This window comes from Pseudomonas sp. MH9.2 (assembly GCF_034353875.1).
GTDB lineage: Bacteria > Pseudomonadota > Gammaproteobacteria > Pseudomonadales > Pseudomonadaceae > Aquipseudomonas.
Map to the genome: position 1 here is coordinate 3,311,737 of NZ_CP133784.1, position 16,722 is coordinate 3,328,458.

Consider the following 16,722-nt stretch of genomic DNA (forward strand, 5'->3'; position numbering starts at 1 on the left):
AATGAAGAGAAGACGAACGCGACCGCAAGCCGGTCGCGCTTGTAGAAGCAGGTCAGCGCGAGGCGCTAGAGGGGAGGGCGTTGCGAAAAAGGTCGCCCGGAATACGTGGAGGAGATCCGGTGTCGGGGACCTTAATCAAGCTTGTTTCACAACGGTTGTAGCGGATCCTTCAGCGGGTCTGATCTGCCTGCAATCGCTCGACGTGCCTTGGCACTGCGTGGCGCGGTGGGTGAACGACTGCCCAAGTATCGGGTGACGGCTTCAACACCCCGGTTAAGGTGGTGTTCGAGCATCGCCACGGCTTTATCAATGGCTTTGTCGCGGGCGGCATTGAGCAGCGCCCAGTGATCATCCTGCGAGAGCTTACCCAGGCCCATTTCCGAGAGATTGAAGCGCAGGAAGCGCTCTTCTTCATTGAGCCCGTCTTCAACCAGGCGCAGCAATCTTTTATTGGGCGCTTTGGTGTAAAGCGCCATATGGAACATGCGGTTTAGCATACCGATTTCGGCGTAATCGGTTTCGCTTTCCAGCCTTTCAATACAGTGATGGGCTGTTGCTATATCGCTTTCGTCCAAATGAGGAATCGATAGGCGCAACGCCTCCGACTCCAACAGGATGCGCAGGGCGTAGGCATCGGCCGCATCCTCCGCAATCAGTGGCGCAACCACTGCACCTTTATGTGTCTCGACCCTTAGCAGGGATTGAGCTTCCAGTTGGCGTAACGCTTCGCGCACCGGCATACGACTGACGCCAAACAGGGTTGCCAGTTCTTGCTGACGCAACGCCGTACCACTGGGTAAGCGTCCGTCGAGGATGGCATTGCGCAGTTTTTCTTCGATGACGGCTCTGGCCAAGTGGGAAGGCAGTTGTTCACGTCCCAGGACGCCGCTCAAAAAGCTTTCGTTGTCGGTTTTTGACATGCGCGCGCTTCTATAGATTTGAATTGTTTTTTGGATCCAGCCCACAATAAAGACAGCCAGAAAACGTGTAGACCTTTGAAAGAAAGTAATCTGAACGCCCTGAAATACCCGTTGCGCTTGGCTTTCCGCAGTTTAGGACAGAAATGGATTTAATGTCGCCAGGGTTGCAGAGCAAGCGTGCGCATCATCTTCTCAGTGCTGCAGGATGAGCCGATTCTCCGCTGTAAGTGATCGCACGATGCCATTGTTTTTTCCTGATTGAACCCGCACCATCGACCGGTTCTCGGATGACCGCACGGATTAACTTCAATTGGCGGCACGTTTTGCATTTTATCGGCGAGAGCCTTGTCATCGACTAGGGCGATGGCTCTCTTTTGCGTTGCTCTTGGCCAGTGTGTTGGTGGGCGGCCTGCATGCCGATTGGGATTTTTCCTTGATCAGCCGTCGGGCCGAGGCTTTGTATGGTCCGTTGGGCGAGGGCCGTCAGCGGATTGATGCCTGGCAGCACCTGTTGTCGACCGAGAAACAAATCAGCGAAAGGGAAAAGCTGGAAGTAGTCAATCAGTTCTTCAACCGCCAAATTCGTTATGTAGAAGACATAGATAACTGGCATGAAATCGACTATTGGGCGACGCCCATCGAATCACTATGGAAGGGGGCTGGCGATTGCGAGGATTACGCTATCGCTAAATATTTTAGCCTCAGGCGGCTGGGCGTTCCGAGCGAAAAACTGTTGATCACTTACGTCAAAGCCTTGCGCCTGAATCGTGCGCACATGGTGCTGACCTACTACTCAAGCCCGAATGCTGAACCCTTGGTGCTCGACAGCCTGATTGATGCAATCAAACCCGCCAGCCAACGAACGGACCTGTTGCCGGTGTATGCATTCAATGGTGAAGGGTTGTGGTTGCCTGGCGCCAAAGGCAATAAGAGAGTGAGCGACACAAAACGATTGTCACGCTGGCAGGATGTGTTGAGAAAAATGCAAGCCGAAGGCTTCCCGGCTGAGCCCGAGTTTTAGGAGTTCCGATGTCTCTGTTCAAACAGTTGTTGATCGCTATTTGTGTGTTCCTGGTTGTCGCCTTTAGCGGCAGCTTCATAGTCAGCCTGGAAAGTTCGCGCACGCAATACGTCAATCAATTGCGCTCCCATGCACAAGATGCGGCGACCTCTCTCGCGCTGTCGTTGACGTCCAATATCGATGACCCGACGATGGTCGAGCTGATGGTCAGTTCAATCTTCGACAGTGGCTATTATTCGAGCATCCGCGTCATCGATCTGGCCACCGACAAGATCATTGTCGAGCGTTCTGGCGTCCCCGATAGCAGCACCGTACCGGCCTGGTTCGTTAAACTGATCGGCCTGGAAGCTGCTGGTGGCGATGCGATTGTCAGCCGTGGCTGGCAGCAGGCTGCACGGGTCGAAGTGGTCAGCCATCCGATGTTCGCATTGGCCAAGCTCTGGCAAAGCGCGCTAGGCAGCCTCGCCTGGTTGCTGATCTGCGGTCTGGTCAGCGCAGTTCTGGGTGCTTTGCTGCTGCGTCGGCAGTTGCGGCCTCTTGATTATATGGTGGCGCAATCCCACGCTATCGGCCGCCGCGAATTCCTCAGCCTGCCCGAACTGCCGCGTACCCCGGAGCTGCGTCGCGTGGTCCAGGCTATGAACCAGATGGTCGAGAAGCTCAAAGCCCTGTTTCAGGAAAACACTGAACGCAGTGAAAAGCTGCGGGTCGAGTCATATCAGGACAGCCTTACCGGCCTGGCCAACCGTCGTTATTTCGACATGCAGCTCAACGCCAGGGTCAGCAACCTGGAAGAGGCCAGTTCGGGCTATCTGCTGTTGCTGCGGGTCAAGGATTTGGTCGGGTTGAACCAGCGTCTGGGCGGCAAGCGCACAGATGAACTGCTGCGCGCGGTGGGCGAGCAATTGGTTCGGCAATGCGCGCATTATCCGGAAACCAATAACCTCATCACCCGCAGCCGTGGCGGCGAATTTGCCGTGCTGGCGCCAAAAATGCTGCGCGCCGAAGCGCTGCAACTTGCTCAAAATCTGGAAAGCGCGCTGCTCAGCCTGCAAGCCACTGGGGCGTCGGATGTGACGCCTGTAGCGTACATCGGCCTGGCACCCTACAGCCCCGGCGACTCGCCGCAAACCTTGCTCGGCCTTGCCGACCAGGCGTTGTCTCAGGCTGAAAGCGAGGGCGAGCGTAGCTGGAGCTGTATTGAGCACAGCGCCGCCATCAGCTTGGGCGACGATCACCACGCCTGGAACAACCTGCTGGACCAGGCACTGACCCAGCGTCGCTTCCAGCTGTTCTTTCAGCCGGTAGTGGACAGTCGTAATCCTCAACACGTATTGCATTACAAGGTGCTTTCCCGCTTGCTTGATGAGCAGGGACAGACCATTGCTGCGGGGCGTTTCCTGCCTTGGCTCGAACGATTCGGCTGGTCGACGCGGCTGGACCAACTGATGCTTGAGTTGGTCCTGCAACAGATGGCCCAGCATGATCAAGCGCTGGCCTTGAACCTCTCTGCGGCCACGCTTGCCGATCCAAAAGCCTTGAATAAAGTCTTCGAGACCCTGAAACAGCAAGCACGACTCGGGCCTCGATTGACCCTGGAAATCGGTGAAGAGCAACTGCCGGAACAGCGTGTCCTAGAGCAATTGACCCGACGCCTGCGAGAACTGGGGTTCACCTTGGCAGTGCAACACTTCGGCGGCCGTTTCAGCATGATCGGCAACCTGGCGCACTTGGGGTTGGCGTACTTGAAAATCGATGGCAGTTACATTCGGACCATCGATAAGGAAAGCCATAAACGCCTGTTTATCGAAGCCATCCAACGCGCAGCGCACAGCATCGATTTGCCGTTGATTGCCGAGCGTGTGGAAACCGACGCTGAGCTGCAGATTATTTGCGAGATGGGTATCGAAGGTGTGCAAGGTCAGCTGTTTGGTGATCCGGCGCCCTGGAAGTAAGGATGACCAATCGGGCCTGATCGCGCGTCGGCGATAGGCCCTCAAGCCATAAACAGAATCAGATCAAACCCGTCTCGTCATCATTGATCAAATGGTTCAACCCGCCCAGCGTTTCCCGTGCCTGGGTACGGTCCATCAACTTGGCCTGCGCCGCAGGCGGCAGATCGGTCACCCGGATCACGCCCTTGCTGATCAGTACCTGAATCAGGTCGTCAAGCACCCGAATCATCTCAAAGTCGCTCTGCTTGAGCTGCTTGAGGCTGTTCTCGATCACATCGTTCGCATACCAGGCTTGAATCTCGTGGTTGTCTGGAGGAAGTGTTTCAGTCGCTTCCACGTAAGGAACGCCCTCCACGCGGACCAGCTCCCCCTGTTGATCACGTTGCACGTAGAACATGGGTAAAACCTCGAAATGTAAGTCCCGCCCGAAACAACAGAAGGGCGCTGCCCGCGATGATGTTAGTTCAGACTCTACATCATCGCGGGCGGGCTTAATCAGCTGTGGTCATACTTGATGGTTGTGTCGGTACCGGCCACCAGAGACTTGATCATATCGTTGTTCCAAGTCACCCCTTCAACCTTGATATGCACGTCGGCGTTGGCGACGCCGCCAGTAGCGTTCAGCTTGCCAGCGCTACTGATGTCCAACGTTGTATTGGTACCGTCGTTGGTGATTTTCAGGAAGTTCGTCAGGGTCGCATCAGTCTCTCCCTGCAGCAGATCGCGCAGGTCAAGTTTGTCGCCTTGTGCAGTACTGAAATCCTTGATCACGTCGACACCGGTACCGGTATTGGTATCACCCTTGAGCCAGACAAAGGTATCTGCGCCAGCGCCACCAATCAATATGTCGTTACCCTTGCCGCCGGTCAGGGTGTCGTTGCCGCCCTGGCCGAACAAGATATCGTTACCGGCACCGCCGAGTAGAGTGTCGCTGCCATCTGCCAAACCTGTAGTGTTCGAGCTATTTGCCAGTGCGGTGACATCGTTCAGGTGCCCGGTAATGTACTGATGCAGAGCTTGATCATCCGCGATGACAGCGCCTTTGCTCTCGGCAAATGCTTTGAGCGCGGCAGTACCTTGCGCAGTGCCGAAGGTGATCATGTCGCCGAACAGGATGTCATTGCCATCGCCGCCATTAATAACGTCATTACCTGGCGCGATAGCTGAGGTAGTTGCAGCAATCTTGGCGGAAAGGTCTGCTGCATCAATCGAGGTATGCGCCGTGTTGTCGGAGTCATAACTGTTTAGGGCGCTAGTGATACCGTTGGTTATACCAATGGCTTCGACCACTGAAACCTTGGCTAATGCCGCATAGCTGGCCATCGAATCGGTGTTGGTTGCGTAATCGGTCGAGTCGCCAGCCCCCGCGACAGCTTCGTATATCAGATGACCCGTGCTATCAGTGCTGTGCAGCACACCAATGGTGTCCTGAGTCCACGTGTTGCCGCTTTTCGACCAGCTGAAAACTTCGCCTGTGGCGCTGATCAGCGTACGACTCACGCCACCGACGTCCGCCATGATTGCAGTACCGGTGTGAAAACTCGTCATTGTGTCGGCAAGGCTGACAGAGTTGTTGTTGCTATTGTTGTGCACCAAGAAAGTGTTAGCGGCGTCGCCAGTCACAAGGTGATAGGTAGGCTGCCCATCGGTGATGAAGAAGGTAAGGTTTTGAGCACTGGCGTTACTTTTCGCCATATCGCTGGCGAACCACTGGGTGGTCAGCTTGAACACGTCCTCATAGTTAGTAGCACCGCCACTGCTAATGGAGTCGATCACCGTTTGCAGCTGCTTGAGAGCACCCGGGTCTGCAAGGTTCACCGAGACGTAGTTGTGGACGGTGCTGTCAAAATCGGCCAGGAATATCTTGACGACCCCGTTGCTGCCGCCGACCTTGCTTTGCAAGTCATTGAACAGGGAGGTCAGAGCAGTCTTCGCGTTCGTGATAGCTGTGCTGCTCATGCTGCCCGAGCTGTCGAGCATGATGGCAATGTTGTAGTTCTGCCCAGCAACGATTTTGGTGCCGCTGATATCACCGACGATGACATCGTTGGCAACCGTACCATTGATTGTGTCGGTCCCTGCATGGCCGGTGGTGCTTTTGTAATCCCCCTTATCCACAGTAACGGAGATATTCACGACGTCGGTCTTGGTGTCCAGGTTGGCAGTTTCCGTAGCGGTCGCGGTAACGGTCAACGTGAATTTACCGCTGTAGTAATCCGGCGTTTTGATGCTTAGGCTGCTCAGGTCCAGGCTGCTGACATCGACCTTGGTGGTTGCATCGGTCACCATAACGCTATGGCCATTCGCATCACTCAATACCGAGCCAGCAGGTGCGCCGGACATCGTGGTGATGTGAGTTTCTGAGCCGTCGTTATCGGTATACGTCGCGCTGACAGAACTGAGTTTGATCGCAGTATTTCCTACGCCGTGGTTGAGTTCGTAGCCTGCGTAGTAACCCTCGCCGATGACGCCATTCACCTCGTTCAGGCTGGAAACGGTCAGGCCTGCATTGGTCAGATCGCTCACGTTACGGTAAAGCAATGCATTGGCGCTGTTCAGCTCCGAGGTCACGCCGTTTACCGTCAGATTGATGGTGTAGTTTCCAACGTTGTCCTGGTTGTAGTGGTAAATATCCAGCGTGTAGAAGCCGGTTGCCGTTGGCGTGTATTGGCTGGAGGAAATAGCCCCAGAGTTGATGCCCCACGCCGCGTTGGCTACCGTCTTACCGCCGATGGTGATCAGCAAGCTGTCATCGGCCGTACCGCCGAAGCTGTAAACCTTGCCAGCTTCCAGGTAGACAAGTCCGGAAATTTTAGTGGCGGTACCTACTGCAACATCTCCCGTCGACTTTGTGATCGATGTATCGGTGTGTGTGGTGGGAGTAATGGTGGTATTGAAGCCCAACTTGATCATCGACTCCGTTGCGCCGCTGCCGCTACCAGACATACCGGTCAGGGTATTAACCCATACGTCCTTTACCAGTCCGGTTGAGCTGATCACTGCACTGCCAAGCGCCAGGCTCGGCTGATCGGCAACGGGAGTGATATCGACTTTCAGGGTTGCCACGGTACCCGTTACACCCTCAAGGGTCGGTTTGAACTGAATCTGCGCGTAGTCGGCTTGCTTGTTACCGACACCGGTTCCGCCAAAGCTGTCTATACCCGACTCATTGCTGAGCGGCACAAAGGTCAGCTTGTTTTGGACAATGTCGTCTTTGCTGATGACCTGATTTGCAATGACGGCAACACCGTTGAGCAGCAACGTACCGCTGCCCGGAAGCGTGGTAATGATGATGCTCGGAACGGCTGTTGCGTTGACCGGGTTTGCAACGCCGAAGTTATCCCACGTCAGAGTCAACGTCTGATCTTCGGTGCCAGTGGCCTTCCCGCCAGCTGAAACCGGAGCATCCGCGTCCACGATGCTCGTAGTAACGCTGTTGTTGGCGCCAGGCACCAAGCTTTCGAAGTTGCCACCCGTGGCCGAGTCGATTTTGACTGTGAACTTCTCGGTGCCCTCTACAAGCCCATCGGTGAGGGCTTTGATGTCGAGCAGCGCTGTTGTCTGGTTGGCTTTGATGATCACCGTGGTTACGCCACTGAAGTCACTGCCATTGGTGGCGGTGCCGGTGTAGCTAAGCTTGACCGTTACATCTGCTGTTGGCGTGTTGCTCAATGTCAGCGTGTAGTGGGCAGTAGCGCCTTCTGTCACTTGTGTTGACCCAGCGGTGAAATTGACAGTGGTGGTGTCGATGGTGTCAGTAACAGCCGTGGTTGCCGAAGCCTTGCTCAGATCGAGACCTTCCAGCTGACCGTCTTTACCGTTGGACACCCCGGTCACACTCAGGGTGGTCGGACCGGCATCCTTGTAGACGTCGTCTGCCGGCGCGGCAGCGGTGAAACTGGCTGATGTGGCGTTGGCCTTGATGGTGACGTTATCACCATTGGACAGGGTCAGGACCAGGTCGGACTTCGGTGCATTGGCCACCGAAACGGTGTAGTGAATCGTGCCGCCTTCGGCCACGGTGTCGGACGCGGTCAAGGTAACGGCGGTGGTGTTAATGGTGTCGGTAACAGCCGTGGTTGCCGAAGCCTTGCTCAGGTCCAGGCCTTCCAGTTGGCCGTCTTTACCGTTGGACACCCCGGTCACGCTCAGGGTGGTCGGACCGGCATCCTTGTAGACGTCGTCTGCCGGCGCGGCAGCGGTGAAACTGGCTGACGTGGCGTTGGCCTTGATGGTGACTTGATCACCATTGGACAAGGTCAGGACCAGGTCGGATTTTGGCGCATTGGCCACCGAAACGGTGTAGTGAATCGTGCCGCCTTCGGCCACGGTGTCGGACGCGGTCAAGGTAACGGCCGTGGTGTTGATCGTGTCAGTGACGTTGACCGTTGCCGAGGCCTTACTCAGGTCCAGGCCTTCCAGTTGGCCGTCTTTGCCGTTGGACACCCCGGTCACGCTCAGGGTGGTCGGACCAGCGTCTTTGTAGACGTCATCTGCCGGTGCGGCAGCGGTGAAACTGGCTGACGTGGCGTTGGCCTTGATGGTGACGTTATCACCGTTGGACAAGGTCAGGACCAGGTCGGATTTCGGTGCATTGGCCACCGAAACGGTGTAGTGAATCGTGCCGCCTTCGGCCACCGAACTATCAGCGGTCAAGGTGACCGCCGTTTTGTTAATGGTGTCGGTAACAGCCGTGGTTGCCGAAGCCTTGCTCAGGTCGAGGCCTTCCAGCTGGCCGTCTTTGCCGTTGGACACCCCGGTCACGCTCAGGGTGGTCGGACCGGCGTCTTTGTAGACGTCGTCTGCCGGTGCGGCAGCGGTGAAACTGGCTGACGTGGCGTTGGCCTTGATGGTGACTTGATCACCATTGGACAAGGTCAGGACCAGGTCGGATTTTGGCGCATTGGCCACCGAAACGGTGTAGTGAATCGTGCCGCCTTCGGCCACCGAACTATCAGCGGTCAAGGTGACCGCCGTTTTGTTAATGGTGTCAGTAACAGCCGTGGTTGCCGAAGCCTTGCTCAGGTCGAGGCCTTCCAGTTGGCCGTCTTTGCCGTTGGACACCCCGGTCACGCTCAGGGTGGTCGGACCAGCGTCTTTGTAGACGTCGTCTGCCGGTGCGGCAGCGGTGAAACTGGCTGACGTGGCGTTGGCCTTGATGGTGACTTGATCACCATTGGACAAGGTCAGGACCAGGTCGGATTTTGGCGCATTGGCGACCGAAACGGTGTAGTGAATCGTGCCGCCTTCGGCCACGGCGTCGGACGCGGTCAAGGTAACGGCGGTGGTGTTGATCGTGTCAGTGACGTTGACTGTTGCCGAGGCCTTGGTCAGGTCGAGGCCTTCCAGTTGGCCGTCTTTACCGTTGAACACCCCGGTCACGCTCAGGGTGGTCGGGCCGGCGTCTTTGTAGACGTCGTCTGCCGGCGCGGCAGCGGTGAAACTGGCTGATGTGGCGTTGGCCTTGATGGTGACGTTATCACCGTTGGACAAGGTCAGGACCAGATCGGATTTCGGCGCATTGGCCACCGAGACGGTGTAGCTGATGCTGCCGCCTTCGGCCACGGTGTCGGACGCCGTCAAGGTGACGGCGGTGGGGTTGATCGTGTCAGTGACGTTGACCGTTGCCGAGGCCTTACTCAGGTCCAGGGCTTCCAGTTGACCGTCCTGGCCATCGGCGATCCCGGTGACTTTCAGGGTGGTTGGGCCGGCGTCCTTGTAGACGTCGTCTGCCGGTGCGGCAACCGTAAAGGTGGCTGACGTGGCGTTAGCCTTGATGGTGACGTTATCACCGTTGGACAAGGTCAGGACCAGGTCGGATTTCGGTGCGTTGGCCACCGAGACGGTGTAGCTGATGCTGCCGCCTTCGGCCACGGTGTCGGACGCCGTCAAGGTGACGGCGGTGGGGTTGATCGTGTCAGTGACGTTGACCGTTGCCGAGGCCTTACTCAGGTCCAGGGCTTCCAGTTGACCGTCCTGGCCATCGGCGATCCCGGTGACTTTCAGGGTGGTCGGGCCGGCGTCCTTGTAGACGTCGTCTGCCGGTGCGGCAACCGTAAAGGTGGCTGACGTGGCGTTAGCCTTGATGGTGACGTTATCACCGTTGGACAAGGTCAGGACCAGGTCGGATTTCGGTGCGTTGGCCACCGAAACGGTGTAGTGGATCGTGCCGCCTTCGGCCACGGCGTCGGACGCGGTCAAGGTAACGGCCGTGGGGTTGATCGTGTCAGTGACGTTGACCGTTGCCGAGGCCTTACTCAGGTCCAGGGCTTCCAGTTGACCGTCCTGGCCATCGGCGATCCCGGTGACTTTCAGGGTGGTCGGGCCGGCGTCCTTGTAGACGTCATCTGCCGGTGCGGCCACCGTAAAGGTGGCTGACGTGGCGTTGGCCTTGATGGTGACTTGATCACCATTGGACAAGGTCAGGACCAGGTCGGTCTTCGGTGCATTGGCGACCGAAACGGTGTAGTTGATGCTGCCGCCTTCGGCCACGGTGTCGGACGCCGTCAAGGTGACGGCGGTTTTGTCGATGGTGTCGGTGATCTGCGTTACTGCGGGCGTCGGGTCGATGGTCAGTACCAGGCCCCCCCCGCCGGTGGTGCCGGTCACTGTGGTCGATATCTGGCTTGGATCTATGTAAGGCGTGTTGTGGTCCTGGATCTGGAGGGAGCTACTGCCCGTGGTCTGGCCGCCAGCGATCACGATGGTCTGGCCATTGGACAAGGTAATGGTCAGGTCGGTCAGTGGCGCCTGGGTTACGGTCGCGGTGTATACCAACGTACCGCCAGCTTCGGTCAAGGTCGGGGTGGCGGTCACGGTCAAGGTCGAGGCGCGCAGAGGTGCGCTGGTATCCACGGCGCCAGCGTTTTGGGTGGTCGACAGGGTAGAAAAGCCAATGCCTGCAGTGGGAAAACCGATTGTAGGGTTGACCACACCCGCCGTGGCATCCAGCACGACAAAACTATGGCCGCCACCGGCAGCACCACCACCAGCGCCTGCCGGGGTCGGGCCAGCGGCAGCCGCTTCAAAGTCTTGCGTCGGGTCAGCACCGGCGGCGATGGCCTGCTGCAACTCTGCAACCGAAGGCGCGGCTTGCGCGGTAGCTTCCGCCAGGTTGGTGGCTGAGTCCGGTGCATCGGCACTCCACTGCGTGTCACGGCCCAGATCAATGCTGCGGCCGTCCGCGAGTTCAAGCGTCACGGCACCTTCAGGCCCCGTCAGTGCTTGCTCCCCGGCAAACAGCCGATCCCCTTCGATGAGCACACGACGAATCCCTTCAGGGGAAACTGCGATTACTTGGCCAACAATGCTTTTGACGATGGCAACAACACTGCTCATTTGGGGGACTCTCCGGTTTTACCGTCAGTGGGTATCCATTATGCCGACCGGCTTTTTTATATGCCGCTTCGTAACGTGGAGTACTTAAGTGTTCAATTATATTCAATAGCGTTTGGTGTATGTTTGACGTCAAGTTATTAGCGTGTGTTTTTACGTTGCGTTGTAACCTGCAATACTGAACTGTCCAACTATGTTCGACGCATATTTGGCGTCAAATTATCAGCGTATGTTTTATATGTCGCGTCGCAACACACAGCACTGAAGTGTTCAACTATGTTTAACTATGTTCAATAACGTTTAGTGTATATTTGGCGTCAATTTACTAGCGCTCACTGTTGCAAAAATTAACTTTCTGCCAAACTATTGACCTATTCGGCGCCATCCTAAACAATCCGCTTCGTAATGTCACATTGATATTTAAATGGCAACGCGGCTTTCTGTTGTGTGATCCAGTTCCTATTCAGAACATTCCGACAACGGTCCATTTGATTGCCATTTTTCCGATGCAGCGGTCGGTTTTTGCTGTGTTTTGAAACCAGAAAGTCCTCGGGATATAATTTACATGCGTGCGTACTTCTTTAAGGCTCTTCCTTTCGCTCTGACCGCCAGTTTCGTCCAGGCACAAAGTCTGCCAGAGGCCATGCAGAAGGCCTTGGACGTTCATCCAGAAGTCCAGGCTGGAGTTAATAGCCGCCTTGCTGCTGACTACAATTTACGGGCTGCAAAGGGTGGCTATTTGCCGCGTGTAGATGTATTGGCCGGTTACGGGCGGGAAGGTTCTGACTCTCCGAGCTCACGTGTTAACACTAACGGCTGGGACACCATGAACCGAGGGGAGTCCAGCGTACGTATGCAACAGATGCTGTTTGATGGCTTTGCCACCAGCAGTGAAGTAGGTCGTCAGCAAGCCACCGTCAACTCTCGTGCCTATGCGTTGTTGAATACGTCTGAGCGTACAGCGCTGACCGTTGCACAAGTTTATCTGGACGTTCTGACCCGCCGCGAGATGGTGCGTTTGGCTGAAGATAACTTGAAAAGCCACGAACGGATCTTCGATCAGATCAGGTTGCGTACAACGCGTGGCGTCGGGAGAATGGCTGACATGGACCAGGCCGAAGCGCGACTGGCTCAGGCACGAAACAACTTACTGACCGAGCAGGCCAACTTGGCTGATGCTCAGACCAACTACCTCAGCGCCGTCGGCGAAATGCCCGATCAACTGAGCCCGCCACAAGGCTTTATCGCCTTGATGCCGGCAAATTTGAACGAAGCGCGCCAGCAGATGATCGAGAACAGTCCTGTTCTGCGCTCTGCTGAGTCAGACATTGCCGCCGCCGAGAAGCAATATCAGGCCGCGAAGTCGAATTTCTACCCACGTTTCGATGCGGAGCTTGGCCGCACTGCCGACAATAATATTGGCGGCGAACAAGGCCATAACAATAGCTGGGAAGCGATGGTGCGCATGCGGTTTAACCTGTATTCGGGTGGCAGCAACAAAGCGGACCTTGAATCCAAGTCCTACCAGGCCAATCAGGCGCTGGACATCCGCAACAACGCACTGCGCCAGTTGAATGAAGAAGTCGGCCTGGCCTGGAACGCCTACAACAACGCCAACGCGCAATTGCCGATTGCCCAGCAATACGTTGACCGCAGCAACAGTGTGCGTGTTGCCTACCAGCAGCAGTTCAGTTTGGGAGAGCGCACCCTGCTTGACTTGCTCGACAGCGAGAACGAATTGTTCACCGCTCAGCAGCGTCTTGTGCAAATCAAGAACCAGCAGCTTTACACTCAGTACCGCATCAAGGCCGACATGGGTCAGTTGCTTAAAAGTCAGGGTGTCGTAGCGCCGATGGCGTCAGTTGTGCAAAACGATATGAAACCGTCGGTAAACCTGCCAGGCATGAACTGATTCTTGACTGAGTCAGGTCATTCAATTGCTTAAAAGAGAGTGTCAGCGTGGATTCGGAATTAAGTGCAGTTCAACTCAGCCATGATCCTCGCAGCCAGCATGATGACCCGTTGCTGGACGGCCTGCTGACACTTTGCTCTCTACATCACAAGCCAGCCAGCCGGGCGATGTTGACCACCGGCCTGCCGTTGCCGTCGCAGCGGTTGAGTGCCGACTTGCTGCCCCGTGCGGCGGCGCGAGCCGGTTTGCAGGGGCGTCTGCTGCAGCGTCGTCTTGAGCAGATTCCTTCCATTGCCTTACCCGCCATGTTGTTGCTCAAGGACGCGCGTTGCGCGGTTTTGTTGGGTTGGGAGGGTGATACTGCGCGCCTGCTGCTGAGCGAAAGCGACGGTGGCGAGGTACACGTCGGCCGTGATGTGCTGACTGAGGATTACAGCGGTCGGGTGTTCTTTGCCCAACCGCAGCATAAATTCGACGTGACCAAGGGCTCGCTCATTCCTCGGGCGCGCTCCTGGTTTCGCGACACACTCAAACGCTCGCGCTGGCTGTACGCCGACGCGATTGCCGCCAGCCTGGTAATCAACTTGATTGCGTTGGCCGCGCCGTTGTTCGTGATGAACGTCTACGACCGCGTCGTGCCCAATCAGGCAACCACGACCTTATGGGTGCTGGCCGCCGGTATCTGCGGCGCTTACCTTTTCGACTTGTTGCTTAAGGGGCTGCGCAGCCTGTGCCTGGACCTGGCAGGCAAGAAGACTGACCTGATCATTTCGGCAACGCTGTTCGAGCGCATTGTCGGCATGTCCATGAAGTTTCGCCCTGCTCGTGTGGGCAGCTTTGCCCAGAACATCCACGAGTTTCAGGGCATGCGTGACTTTCTGACCTCGCTGACCCTGACCAGCCTGATCGACCTGCCGTTCACCCTCATCATTCTGCTGGTGATCGCTCTGCTGGGCGGAAACCTTGTGTGGATTCCCATCGTCGCGTTTCCGTTGGCGTTGGGTATCGGTCACTTTTTGCAGAAGCCGTTAACGGCAACCCTGGAACGCACCATGGCGCTGGGTGCCGAACGCCAGTCGAGCCTGATCGAGACCCTCGCCGGTCTGGATGCGGTGAAGGTCAACAACGCCGAAAGTGAGCGCCAGTATCAGTGGGAGCAAACTATCGGCACCCTCAGCCGCCTTGAGCTGCGGGTCAAGGTTCTGTCTGGTCTGGCCATGAACATCACCTTGCTGATCCAGCAACTCGCTGGCGTGGCGATGATCATTTTCGGTGTTTACGAAATTATTGCCGGCAACCTCAGCATGGGCGGACTGGTGGCCTGCTACATGCTCAGTGGCCGTGCATTGGGGCCCTTGGCGCAGCTGTCGGGGTTGTTGACCCGCTATCAGCAGGCCAAGGTCACCATGGTTTCCGTGGATCAGATGATGGAGCTGCCGCAAGAGCGCAATTTCGACGAGCGCCCGTTCAGCCGTCAGGTCTTGCAGGGTGCCTTGGAGTTTCGCAACCTGAACTTTACGTATCCCAACCAGCAGACGCTTGCCTTGCAGGGCATCAATCTGGTGGTTCGCCCCGGCGAAAAAATCGGCATCATTGGCCGTAGCGGCTCGGGCAAAAGCTCACTGGCAAAATTGTTGGTCGGGTTGTACCAGCCTGACTCTGGCGCCTTGATGGTAGACGGCGTCGACATTCGCCAGATTGACGTGAGTGAGCTGCGCCACAACATTGGTTATGTGGCGCAGGACATTCAGTTGTTGGCAGGTACCTTGCGCGACAATCTGGTATCGGGCGCTCGCTACGTTGACGACGAAATGGTGCTGCAAGCAGCAGAGCTGGCCGGTGTGCATGAGTTCGCCCGGTTGCACCCGCAAGGCTATGAACTTCAAGTCGGCGAGCGCGGCCAGAACCTTTCCGGTGGCCAGCGGCAGAACGTTGCGCTGGCTCGCGCATTGCTACTCAGCCCGCCGATTCTATTGCTGGACGAACCGACCAGCGCCATGGACAACACCGGCGAGGAGCGCTTGAAGCAGCGCCTGCAAGCCGTCATCGAGAACAAGACCGTGATCCTTGTCACACACCGGGCCTCACTGCTCAGCCTGGTTGATCGCCTGCTGGTAATCGACCGCGGGCAGATTCTCGCCGACGGTCCTAAAGCCGCCGTCATGGAAGCGTTGAAGAAGGGGCAGATCAGTGTTGCTTAAGTCCGGTCCAGGCCGCTTCAAAGACGCAATTTTTGGTTACTTCAAGGGGTCTGACTCCCTCGACGGGCAACCGATGCCAGAGGTCGAAAAGGCCCTGATCGACGATGCCCCGCGCATCGTCCGGCTGACCATTTGGGGGATCATCGCGTTTTTCGTCTTTCTTCTTTTATGGGCACACTTTGCGATCATTGATGAAGTGACCAAGGGTGAAGGCAAGGCGATTCCATCCTCCAAGATCCAGAAAATCCAGAACCTTGAGGGCGGTATCGTTGCTCAAATCTATGTTCACGAAGGCCAGATCGTCGAAGCCGGCGCGCCGTTGGTGCGTCTGGACGACACGCGCTTTGCCTCTAACGTAGGCGAGACCGAGGCTGATCGGGTGTCGATGGAGCTGCGCGTAGAGCGCTTGAGTGCGGTAGTGGACGACCGGCCGTTGAACATCACGCCTGCAGCGCGCAAGGCAGTACCTAATCAGGCGGCCAACGAAGAGTCGCTGTACCTGAGCCGTCGCCAGCAACTGGCTGACGAGATAGGCGGTTTGCAGCAGCAACTGATCCAGCGCCAGCAAGAGTTGCGCGAGTTCAGTTCCAAGCAGGAGCAGTACCGCAACAGCCTGAGCCTGTTACGCCAAGAGATCGGCATGTCCGAACCGTTGGTCAAACAGGGCGCTGTTTCGCCTGTTGAAGTCTTGCGCCTCAAGCGCTCGGAAGTGGAAACCCGTGGTCAGCTCGATGGCACCACGCTGGCCATTCCTCGGGCACAGGCGGCGATCAATGAGGTGCAGCGCAAAATCGACGAGACCCGTGGCAGGTTCCGTAGCGAAGCGTTGACCCAGCTGAACGAGGCCCGCACTGACCTGAGCAAGGCCCAGTCCACGGCTAAAGGCCTGGAAGACCGGGTCAATCGCACCATGGTGACCTCGCCGGTTCGTGGCATCGTCAAGCAAATGTTGGTCAATACCGTGGGCGGCGTCATCCAGCCAGGCAGCGATCTGGCCGAGATCGTTCCGCTCGACGACACCCTGCTGATTGAGGCGCGCATTCGCCCGCAAGACATCGCCTTCCTGCACCCGGGTCAAGAGGCAATGATCAAATTCACGGCCTACGACTACACCATCTATGGTGGGATGAAAGGCAAGCTTGAACAGATCGGCGCCGACACTATCCAGGATGAAGAGAAGAAGAACACCTTCTATGTCATCAAACTGCGCACTGATCGCAGCCACTTGGGGACCGATGAGCACCCGTTGCTCATCATCCCCGGCATGATTGCTTCGGTCGACATCATCACTGGCAAGAAAAGCATCCTCAGCTACCTGCTAAAACCCGTGCTTAAAGCACGCGCTGAAGCGATGCACGAGCGGTAGCCGTGCGTCAGT

Annotated in this window: 8 protein-coding genes; 5 read left to right on the forward strand and 3 right to left on the reverse strand. The window is 56.9% G+C overall.

Annotation, left to right across the window (positions count from 1 at the left end):
- Window positions 1-146: 146 nt before the first annotated feature.
- Entirely contained in the window at window positions 147-920 is a 774-nt protein-coding gene (locus RHM55_RS15560; RefSeq protein WP_322177223.1) for a GntR family transcriptional regulator, read from the reverse strand.
- A gap of 310 nt (window positions 921-1,230) precedes the next feature.
- Between RHM55_RS15560 and lapG the strand changes: the two genes are divergently transcribed.
- On the forward strand, window positions 1,231-1,941 hold the full coding sequence (gene lapG / locus RHM55_RS15565) for a cysteine protease LapG (protein ID WP_369124889.1): 711 nt from the start codon (window positions 1,231-1,233) through the stop codon (window positions 1,939-1,941).
- 8 nt (window positions 1,942-1,949) lie between these two features.
- Window positions 1,950-3,896 carry a cyclic di-GMP receptor LapD gene (gene lapD / locus RHM55_RS15570; RefSeq protein ID WP_322177225.1) on the forward strand — a complete coding sequence of 649 codons (1,947 nt, stop codon included), beginning with the start codon at window positions 1,950-1,952 and terminating at the stop codon, window positions 3,894-3,896.
- 58 nt (window positions 3,897-3,954) lie between these two features.
- Here the strand turns inward: lapD and RHM55_RS15575 are convergent, their stop codons facing one another.
- Both RHM55_RS15575 and RHM55_RS15580 read right to left on the reverse strand, forming a co-directional pair.
- Window positions 3,955-4,293, reverse strand: coding sequence for a tryptophan synthase subunit beta (locus RHM55_RS15575; protein ID WP_322177226.1), 339 nt, complete (start codon window positions 4,291-4,293; stop codon window positions 3,955-3,957).
- A 98-nt stretch (window positions 4,294-4,391) separates the two neighbouring features.
- Window positions 4,392-11,234 (reverse strand): retention module-containing protein, encoded by a 6,843-nt coding sequence (locus RHM55_RS15580; RefSeq protein WP_322177227.1) that lies wholly within the window; start codon window positions 11,232-11,234, stop codon window positions 4,392-4,394.
- Between the two features lie 562 nt (window positions 11,235-11,796).
- Here RHM55_RS15580 and RHM55_RS15585 point away from each other — a divergent pair.
- From RHM55_RS15585 to RHM55_RS15595, 3 genes are read left to right on the forward strand one after another with little or no spacing between them, the layout of a single operon-like run.
- On the forward strand, window positions 11,797-13,143 hold the full coding sequence (locus RHM55_RS15585; protein WP_322177228.1) for a TolC family outer membrane protein: 1,347 nt from the start codon (window positions 11,797-11,799) through the stop codon (window positions 13,141-13,143).
- Between the two features lie 47 nt (window positions 13,144-13,190).
- Complete coding sequence (locus RHM55_RS15590) at window positions 13,191-15,344, forward strand: type I secretion system permease/ATPase (RefSeq protein WP_322177229.1); 2,154 nt, start codon at window positions 13,191-13,193, stop codon at window positions 15,342-15,344.
- Window positions 15,334-16,710 (forward strand): HlyD family type I secretion periplasmic adaptor subunit, encoded by a 1,377-nt coding sequence (locus RHM55_RS15595; protein WP_322177230.1) that lies wholly within the window; start codon window positions 15,334-15,336, stop codon window positions 16,708-16,710. The genes RHM55_RS15590 and RHM55_RS15595 overlap by 11 nt, the downstream gene beginning before the upstream one ends.
- Window positions 16,711-16,722 lie beyond the last annotated feature (12 nt).

Coding starts and splice junctions, on each gene's coding strand:
- RHM55_RS15560 (WP_322177223.1), bottom strand. CDS start 920: ATGTCAAAAACCGACAACGAAAGCTTTTTGAGCGGCGTCCTGGGACGT.
- lapD (WP_322177225.1), top strand. CDS start 1,950: ATGTCTCTGTTCAAACAGTTGTTGATCGCTATTTGTGTGTTCCTGGTT.
- RHM55_RS15580 (WP_322177227.1), bottom strand. CDS start 11,234: ATGAGCAGTGTTGTTGCCATCGTCAAAAGCATTGTTGGCCAAGTAATC.
- RHM55_RS15575 (WP_322177226.1), bottom strand. CDS start 4,293: ATGTTCTACGTGCAACGTGATCAACAGGGGGAGCTGGTCCGCGTGGAG.
- RHM55_RS15585 (WP_322177228.1), top strand. CDS start 11,797: ATGCGTGCGTACTTCTTTAAGGCTCTTCCTTTCGCTCTGACCGCCAGT.